The sequence below is a fragment of the Bacteroides sp. genome (assembly GCA_036351255.1).
Lineage (GTDB): Bacteria > Bacteroidota > Bacteroidia > Bacteroidales > UBA7960 > UBA7960.
In genome coordinates, this window is record JAZBOS010000037.1 from 1 (window position 1) to 8134 (window position 8134).

At 49.1% G+C, this 8134-nt stretch carries 8 protein-coding genes; 6 read left to right on the forward strand and 2 right to left on the reverse strand.

Annotated features, from left to right (window positions below):
- From V2I46_03370 to V2I46_03385, 4 genes are all read left to right on the forward strand, one after another.
- Nucleotides 1–781, forward strand: a 781-nt coding sequence (locus V2I46_03370; protein ID MEE4176528.1) for a 3-deoxy-D-manno-octulosonic acid transferase, incomplete at its 5' end; no start/stop codon positions are given.
- A 97-nt stretch (nt 782–878) separates the two neighbouring features.
- Nucleotides 879–1220 (forward strand): phage holin family protein, encoded by a 342-nt coding sequence (locus V2I46_03375; GenBank protein ID MEE4176529.1) that lies wholly within the window; start codon nt 879–881, stop codon nt 1218–1220.
- A gap of 93 nt (nt 1221–1313) precedes the next feature.
- Entirely contained in the window at nt 1314–2024 is a 711-nt protein-coding gene (locus V2I46_03380; GenBank protein ID MEE4176530.1) for a DUF4476 domain-containing protein, read from the forward strand.
- 24 nt (nt 2025–2048) lie between these two features.
- Nucleotides 2049–3662 (forward strand): mucoidy inhibitor MuiA family protein, encoded by a 1614-nt coding sequence (locus V2I46_03385; GenBank protein MEE4176531.1) that lies wholly within the window; start codon nt 2049–2051, stop codon nt 3660–3662.
- A 32-nt stretch (nt 3663–3694) separates the two neighbouring features.
- On the opposite strand, the gene msrA is transcribed toward V2I46_03385, so the two are convergent.
- Both msrA and V2I46_03395 read right to left on the reverse strand, forming a co-directional pair.
- Complete coding sequence (gene msrA, locus V2I46_03390; GenBank protein ID MEE4176532.1) at nt 3695–4255, reverse strand: peptide-methionine (S)-S-oxide reductase MsrA; 561 nt, start codon at nt 4253–4255, stop codon at nt 3695–3697.
- 194 nt (nt 4256–4449) lie between these two features.
- Nucleotides 4450–5595, reverse strand: coding sequence for an iron-containing alcohol dehydrogenase (locus V2I46_03395; protein ID MEE4176533.1), 1146 nt, complete (start codon nt 5593–5595; stop codon nt 4450–4452).
- A gap of 208 nt (nt 5596–5803) precedes the next feature.
- Between V2I46_03395 and V2I46_03400 the strand changes: the two genes are divergently transcribed.
- Both V2I46_03400 and V2I46_03405 read left to right on the forward strand, forming a co-directional pair.
- A complete protein-coding gene (locus V2I46_03400) occupies nt 5804–6994 on the forward strand; it encodes a 6-phosphofructokinase (protein ID MEE4176534.1) in 1191 nt (396 codons plus the stop codon).
- A 301-nt stretch (nt 6995–7295) separates the two neighbouring features.
- Nucleotides 7296–8036 carry a head GIN domain-containing protein gene (locus V2I46_03405; protein ID MEE4176535.1) on the forward strand — a complete coding sequence of 247 codons (741 nt, stop codon included), beginning with the start codon at nt 7296–7298 and terminating at the stop codon, nt 8034–8036.
- Nucleotides 8037–8134: the final 98 nt, after the last annotated feature.

Genomic DNA, 8134 nt, shown 5'->3' on the forward strand with positions numbered 1-8134 from the left:
CTTCCTGCCCGAGCAGCATTTCTTTAAACCTTACGGGGGGTGGTTTCGCAGGCAGTTGAAAAAGTTCACTCATATTTTCGTTCAAAATCAGTCCTCCCTCGACTTGTTGCTGAAAGCTGGGATAACTCAGGCTGGATTAAGCGGAGACACCCGTTTCGACCGCGTGGCAGCTATTGCTGAAAGGCCTGCCGATTTTCCCCATTTAAAAGCCTTTTCAGAAGGTCATAAAATTCTGGTGGCGGGCAGCACCTGGCCAGCTGATGAAGAACTTTTGTTACCCCTGATTCAGGATGGTGGAATTGACCTGAAGTATATCGTTGCACCGCACGAAATTCATTCCGATCAAATTGCAGACTTGAAAAATAAAATCGGGGATCAGGTGGAGATATTCTCTGAGATTGGGGAAGAGGTAAGGCCGGATACCCGGGTGCTGATCATTGACAGGATTGGCTTGCTTTCAGGACTTTACCGGCTGGGGTCACTGGCATACATCGGAGGGGGATTTGGACGGGGCATCCACAACATCCTGGAAGCGGTGACCTTTGGACTACCAGTGTTTTTTGGACCGCGCTATGAATCCTTTGCAGAGGCAGTAGAGCTGCAGCAAAGGGGAGGAGCCTTTCCTGTCAGGGATGCAAGCCAGTTGCTTGAGGGTGTAGCAGGATTTTTGAAAGAGCCCGCTAAGCTTCAGGATGTTTCGCAAATTTGTCTGAAATACATTGAAGAGAAAAAAGGGGCCTCCGGGATCATCATTGACCACTTGAAAAAGATCCTCTCCTGATCCACCAAAAGATTTAGCCGCTTCCTACTTTTTATTTTTCCTGAATTTGGTTAATTTTATTTCTCTTTTTGAATAAATTAATTTAAACCTTTCAGTTATGAGTTTCTTTTTGAAAGTGCTTGTGTCCTCCTTTGCGGTGGTAATCTCCTCCTATATCCTGCCCGGGGTTCATGTCAGGGATTTCATCACCGCTCTGGTAGTAGCATTTGTGCTGGGCCTGCTCAATATGCTGCTGAAGCCCATCCTGGTCATCCTTACCATCCCCATCACCGTTATTACCCTGGGGTTGTTCTTGCTGGTCATTAATGCATTTATCATTCAGATTGCTTCACATCTGGTGAAAGGTTTTATGGTAGACGGATTTTGGTGGGCGGTATTGTTCAGCATCATTCTGTCGATTATCACCTGGTTGCTCGAGATCCCGGTGAAGCCCAGGTAGCCCTTCCGGCAAGGCGTTGAGAAAATTTTTTCGGGGAAGTAGCGTCTTGGCACGCTAATTGGTTTTATCAGGATGAAAATACGTATCTAATGAATGGAGGACAACGCCATGAAAAAAATCCTGATGACCTTTGCTTTGGTGAGTATTGCCTTTATGCTGGCCGCCTCCCATCCGAATCGTTCCGAACTTACTCTTTCGCTCCATGACGGGGCTGCATTCGACCTTACCATCGACAATCGCACCTTCCGTCATCAAGCCACTTCCTATACCATCCCTGACCTTCGTCCCGGCAAGCACTTCATTGAAGTAGTGCGCCTGGATCGCTATTTCAACGGGCTGTATTATGTGCCTGCTGCCCCGCGGGTGGTATTCTCTGGTTATATCCAGGTGCCTGCACGCAAACGGCTGATCGCCCATATAGACACCCGCAACCGTTTTGTTGTCACCGAACGCCTTGCTCTTAGGCCCGTTCGGGTGAATCACGGCCCTGCACATTATTCCCCGGCTTATGTGCCAGTGATGAGTCCACAGACCTTTGGCAGACTGAAAGCTACCCTGGTATCCATCCGCTTTGAAAACAGCCGCCTTGACCTTGCCCGGCAAGCGGTATCCAATAACCACGTGACTTCCGCCCAGGTAAGGGAACTGATGGACCTGTTCTCCTTTGAGTCGAACCGTCTAAAGCTGGCCAAGATGGCTTATGCCCACACGGTTGACCCCCGCAACTTCTTCGTGGTGCATCAGGCTTTCCGCTTCAGCTCGAGCAGTCGTGAACTCAACCGCTTTATTGCAAGTAATCAATAACCTTTTTCCAAAACCCATAATTTTATGAAATTCAAATCCCTTATCAGCCTTTTGCTGCTGCTGACCCCGGGCCTTTGGGCCCAGGGTCAGTCCTTGCAGGTCACCTCGGAAATAAAGGAGGCCATGGTCTTTTTCCAGGGTGCACAGATAATGAGGGAAGCCCAGGTCAGGGTGCCGTCCGGCATCAATGAACTGGTCTTTACCCAACTCCCCCTCGATATTGATGCCTCGAGTATTCAAGTCAAGGCAACAGGAGCACTCACCATCCTCTCGGTCAGTCACCGGACCAATTTTCTTGAAAGCCCTGCCCTGAGCAAGGAGATCAAACAACTGGAAGACAGCCTCAAGTATTACAAAAACCAACTTGACATCAATCGGGCCACCCTCAAGGTATATGAAGAGGAAGAAGCCCTGTTGGCTGCCAACCGTTCACTGGGCGGAGGCCAGACGGGCGTGCAGGTAGCCGAATTGAGAGCTGCGGCCGATTTCCTTCGGCAACGGCTGCAAGAGATCAAAACCAACTGGCTGAAAGTCCGTCAGGAAGTGGAGAAGGATGAAGAACGATACAACCGCATCAACCAGCAGCTCAGCCGCCTGCGGGGACATTCTACCAGCCAGATGGGTGAGGTGGTGGTGCAAGTTTCGGCCAATGCGGCCGTCAATGCAGGCTTTTCTCTCACCTATACCATTCAGAGTGCAGGCTGGCGTCCGGTCTATGATATCCGAGTAGCAGACGTTGATAGGGACCTGGAGCTGATGCTCAAGGCCAATGCCTTCCAGAATACGGGAGAAGACTGGCAGAATGTTAAGCTAACCTTTTCAACCGGTAACCCGAGGCAATGGGGCCAAAAACCACAACTCTCCCAGTGGTTCCTCCGTTATGATGAGGAAATGATGGTCTTGAGGGGACGTGCAGCGGGGGTCATGCTCAATGAAGTATATGTTGCCGATGAAATGGAACCAAAAATGCCTGCTCCCCAGGCCATGGATGCGGTAACAGCTGAATCCTTTGTCCAGGTTCAGGAGGGCCGCACCACCCGCGAATTTGTAGTCAACACTCCATACAACCTCCCTTCGGGAAGGGTGCAAAGGGTGGTTGAACTGGAAGGGCACAGCCTGCCTGCACAGTACGAATATTTTGTGGTGCCCAAACTCAATCCCGACGCCTTCCTTGTAGCCCGTGTGGCTGAATGGCAGGACTATGCTCTGCTTCCCGGCGAAGCCAACCTCTTTATGGAGGGGACCTTCCTTGGAAAGACCTTCATTAATCCGGGCATGACGACCGATACCCTCGAACTTTCGCTGGGCCGGGATCCGAATATCATCGTGAAGCGCGAACGCATCAAAGACCAGAGCAAGCGAAACTTTCTGGGTAACCGTACCACTGAAACCGTGGGCTGGGAGATCAGTGCCCGCAACAATAAACGCGTAAGCATTACCCTCACCATTCAGGACCAGGTGCCATTATCAACCCAGGAGGATATCGAAGTAAGCGTCGAGGAAATGTCAGGCGCTTCATACGACAAGGAACGTGGCTTCCTGAACTGGCGCATGGAAATTAATTCCGGAGAAACACAGCTGAGAACCCTGCGGTATGCCGTGCGATATCCCAAAAACAAAAGGATCACCCTCGAATAATAAAAAAAAGGGAGGCTGCAGCCTCCCTTCTTTTATTTTAACTGGTCCTTAAATAATTTCTCGAGTTTATCCAGTTTTGGAACGATCACAAACTGGCAGTAAGCCTGGTTTGGATTGTTCTCAAAATAATTCTGATGATAATCCTCTGCCTTGTAAAACGCCTTTAATTCGGTGATCTCCGTCACGATGGGGTTGTTCCAGATCTTTTCTATGTTAAGGGCTTCCTTCACTTTCTCAGCAATCTCCTTTTGTTGGGGGTTGTGATAAAAGATCACTGATCGGTATTGGGTCCCGACATCCGCACCTTGGCGGTTGAGGGTGGTTGGGTCGTGTGTTTTAAAGAAGATCTCGAGCAGCTGCAGATAGCTTACCTCATCCGGATCAAATTTAATCTGGATGACCTCAGCGTGCCCGGTGGAACCGCTGGTAACCTCACGATAAGTGGGGTTGGTAGTCTTTCCGCCCGAATAACCTGACACTACACTGTGTACGCCCTTAACCTTCAGAAAAACCGCTTCGGTACACCAGAAACAACCACCTCCAAAGGTAGCCGTTTCGAGTAGGGGAGTATTATGATGATTCAGTTCTGCCATATCATTTGATATTTTTGTGTTATTGTCATTTTGGCCGCAGGCTCCAAAGAGCAGTGGCCATAAAATAAGCCATATTTTCATCGTGAAAATGTTTTGATAAAAGGCTTTTGGTGGAAAAGGAATCACCTTCGCCTGCCAAAGACTTTTCTTTTACAGGGAAACAATAAAAACCGGCTTTTGTTGCGGTGAACGCATCAAATGATGTGTTCGATCAGGAAACGGTAGTCTTGCTCGCTTAGTTTGTGGTGCAGCCCATTCACCTTGTTGAGCTGCATAATCTCAAACAGCTCTTCCTTGTCCTTTTCGCTGCATTGAATGCCTGCCTGCGAAAGCCTGATGGGGCTCCCCAGGAGCTTAAAGAAATATTCAAGCTTATAAATGGTGTCGTCCACGGTTTCACTTCCGAAGAGGGCTGACCCCAGCTCTGTAATCCTGTGAGGCATACGTTCCTTATGCAGTTTGAGCCAGGCTGGATATACGATGGAGAGTGTGGCCCCGTGAGCCAGGTCCCATTTGACGCCCAGGGTGTGGCCAATGTTGTGCACTCCCCAGTCCTGCGATTTCTTTCCTGGCACGGTCATGCCGTTGAGGGCACAGGTGGCGGCATACATGATGCGGGCTCTCAAGTCATAATCTTCAAGGTTTTTCATCAACTCCGGCCCGTATTTCAGGGCTTCCTTAATGATGGCAATGATAAAACGGTCGGAGAGGCTTGCATCACCTTCCCCAAACCAGGCTTCCAGGGCGTGGGCGATCAGGTCAACAATGCCATAGGCGGTTTGGTTTGGGGGAACACTTATTGTAAATCCGGGATCGAGAAAACTGTGTTTTGGATACATCAATTTGTTTACATATCCAATTTTTTTCTTTTTGCTATCGCTCTGCACCACAGCGGCGGCGTTCATCTCGGTGCCTGTGGCTGCAAGGGTCAGCACGCATAACAGAGGGATGGCCTTCACGGGCTTTTCGGGCCCATCCAGAAACGCCCAGCCCGAATGGCTGACCGCAATGGTGATGGCAATGATCTTCGCACTGTCTATCACGCTGCCCCCACCTAAGGCTACCACCATTTTGACACCTTCCCTGCGGCCCAGATCAGCGGCTTCATCAACATCTTCAATGATAGGGTTGGATTTGATCCCATCGTATTCTACCACCTCAACCCCTGCATCCTGCAAGCTTTTCAGGGTTTGGTGATAGGAGCCGTTGGTTTTCACCGATCCTTTGCCGTAAACAAGCAGGGCTTTTTTCCCATATCCGAAAGCCAGGGGCCCTAGTTTCTCTACTACACCGGCACCAAAGTGCAGGTCCACCGGATTGTTTATCCTGAAGTTTTCCATAATTCCTTTTTATAAGTAACAATTCGAAAAGTGTCTTTTTTTTGTCATTATCATTAGCGAAGATAAAATAAACCCGCAAAAAAATGGAGAAAACCCAAAGGTAAGAAGCAGGATTTTTTTAATTTTATGCCTTCATTGGGGGGGAAGGTGCTTAAGGAAGGCACTGGCTTCAATGTAAAATTACTGGACATAGATAAAACGTAAGAAAATGACAACACCAAAGATGAAAGGAACGATTGGAATATTGACAGGAGGGGGCGATGTTCCCGGCTTGAACCCTGCCATCAGGGCCCTCACCATCCGCGCGTTGCGCGAAGGTTACAGGGTAGTTGGTATCCGCAGAGGCTGGGCGGGGATCATGGAGGTGATTCGCGACAAGAAAGCGGATAACAGCCGCAATTTTATCGAATTGACCGAAGATATCGTAAACCGTGCCGGACGCACTGGTGGCACATTCCTCCACAGCTCACGGACAAGGCCCAGCCACGTGCCCCTCAAAAATGTCCCCGAACAGCATAAGGATAAATACAAAGCAGAGATCAATGACCTGACCCCCGAAGTGCTGAAGAACATTGATTTTATCGGGATCGATTACCTGATCCCCATCGGGGGTGATGATACCCTTAGTTATTCCGTGCGCCTTTACCAGGAAGGGGTTAAAGTGGTCGCCATCCCAAAAACGATGGACAATGATGTACCTGGTACCGATTATTGTATTGGATTTAGCACCTGCATTACCCGGACAATCCATATGACCAATCTTTTGCGTACTTCTGCTGGCTCCCACGAACGTATCCTCGTCATTGAGGTATTCGGCCGTTATGCTGGATTCACCGCTCTTTTACCCACCATGGCCGGCGCTGCCAATCGTTGTGTAATCCCCGAATACAAGTTTAAAATTGAGCATCTTACCGAACTTCTTGTGCACGACCGTAAACTAAACCCAAGCAGGTACTCTGTGGTGCTGGTTTCAGAAGGTGCTGCCTTTGAAGGAGTGGATATGATGTTCTCCAATTTAGAACGGGATATGTTTGGCCATGCCAAACTGGGGGGCATTGGAGATGCCGTTTCTGCCAAGATCAAGGAGGTAAGCCCTCAGTTTAACAATGGCCGCCGTGTGGAAACCATCAATCAGCACCTGGGTTACCTGGTGCGCTCAGGCGATCCCGATGCCATTGATAGCATTGTGCCTATGGCCTATGGTAACCTTGCGCTTGACCTGGTGCTCAAAGGCATTCACGGACGATTGGTGATCCTTAAAAATGGTCGCTACGACAATATCCCTGTCGACATTGTGACCAGCACCAAGAAACTGATTGATATTGAAAAGAATTATAATACCGAGCGCCTCCGCCCGGTTTACGAATCGTTTATCGACAAGCCGCTTTTCCTGGTTTAATGTGGAAAAGGACATCAATAAGGGGGCAGGTCAGCAACGGTCTGCCCCTTTCTTTTTTTGTAGCCTGGTAGCGAAGCAACCTTGGTTGCATAGCGTTCTTTTTTAAAAAAGTTGGCCAAACGCTTCTTTCAAACTGTTCGATACCGGTCAACTGGAGGTGGAAAACGGACACTTCATCTTCAGAAAAGATCGTTCATCTACATTTAAAGAGTTGTATATGAATGTCTTGAAAGAAAAGGCATGTTTTTGGATATAAAGCTTCTAAATCCATTACAAACATTCAAAGAAAAGACTAACGATGATGAAAACAAGTGTATTGAAAAAAGGCAGCAGGATGGCAAGTCTGATCCTGATAGCCATTTTATTTGTAAGTGCAACCTTAATGGCATGCGAGAATGCCGTAAGAGGAAGCGGTGTGGTGGTTCGTGAAGTGCGCGAAACCCCTTCTTTTACAGGGGTTTCTGTTAGCAGTGCCATAAAACTGGTGGTGACACAGGATGAGGCTTATGAGGTCGTGGTAAGTGCTGACGATAATCTGCTTCCTTATATCCTTACCGAAGTGTCCGGTAATTCGCTGAGGATAGGTGTGGAACCCTTCACCTCCCTGCGCGGCTATAAGGAGATCACGGTGTATGTCACCGCCCCCTTATTTGAAAAGATCAGTTGCAGCGGCGCTGCTGAAGTGGAAGGCACTGGTCTGCTTTCACAGGAATCCCTGCAAATTAAATGCAGCGGTGCCGGCAACGTCAATCTCCAGGTTGAATCCAGCTACCTGGAAGTGGACGGAAGCGGGGCCTCTGATATTCGGCTTGAGGGGACTACGCGTTCGTTGCAGGCCACTGTTTCAGGGGCTTCAGATATGAAATCATTTGGCCTGGAATGCCTGATGGCCGAAGTAGGTTTAAGCGGCGCCAGCGATTTGCAGATCACCGTATCGGAAAATGTCACTGGTAAGGCCAGCGGCGCTTCCTCCCTGAACGTTAGGGGAGGGGCTTCAGTAGACGTCAGGACCAGCGGTGCTTCCAGCGTCGCATCCCGTTAAGTGTTTCCTGAACCGGAGAAGTTTTTAAGCAGCCGCTTTGCCGGCTGCTTTTTATATGGCTTAAAACAGCTGAAAAAAAGAAAAGCCACTTGGGTGGC

Coding starts and splice junctions, on each gene's coding strand:
- V2I46_03375 (MEE4176529.1), top strand. CDS start 879: ATGAGTTTCTTTTTGAAAGTGCTTGTGTCCTCCTTTGCGGTGGTAATC.
- V2I46_03380 (MEE4176530.1), top strand. CDS start 1,314: ATGGAGGACAACGCCATGAAAAAAATCCTGATGACCTTTGCTTTGGTG.
- msrA (MEE4176532.1), bottom strand. CDS start 4,255: ATGGCAGAACTGAATCATCATAATACTCCCCTACTCGAAACGGCTACC.
- V2I46_03395 (MEE4176533.1), bottom strand. CDS start 5,595: ATGGAAAACTTCAGGATAAACAATCCGGTGGACCTGCACTTTGGTGCC.
- V2I46_03385 (MEE4176531.1), top strand. CDS start 2,049: ATGAAATTCAAATCCCTTATCAGCCTTTTGCTGCTGCTGACCCCGGGC.
- V2I46_03405 (MEE4176535.1), top strand. CDS start 7,296: ATGAAAACAAGTGTATTGAAAAAAGGCAGCAGGATGGCAAGTCTGATC.
- V2I46_03400 (MEE4176534.1), top strand. CDS start 5,804: ATGACAACACCAAAGATGAAAGGAACGATTGGAATATTGACAGGAGGG.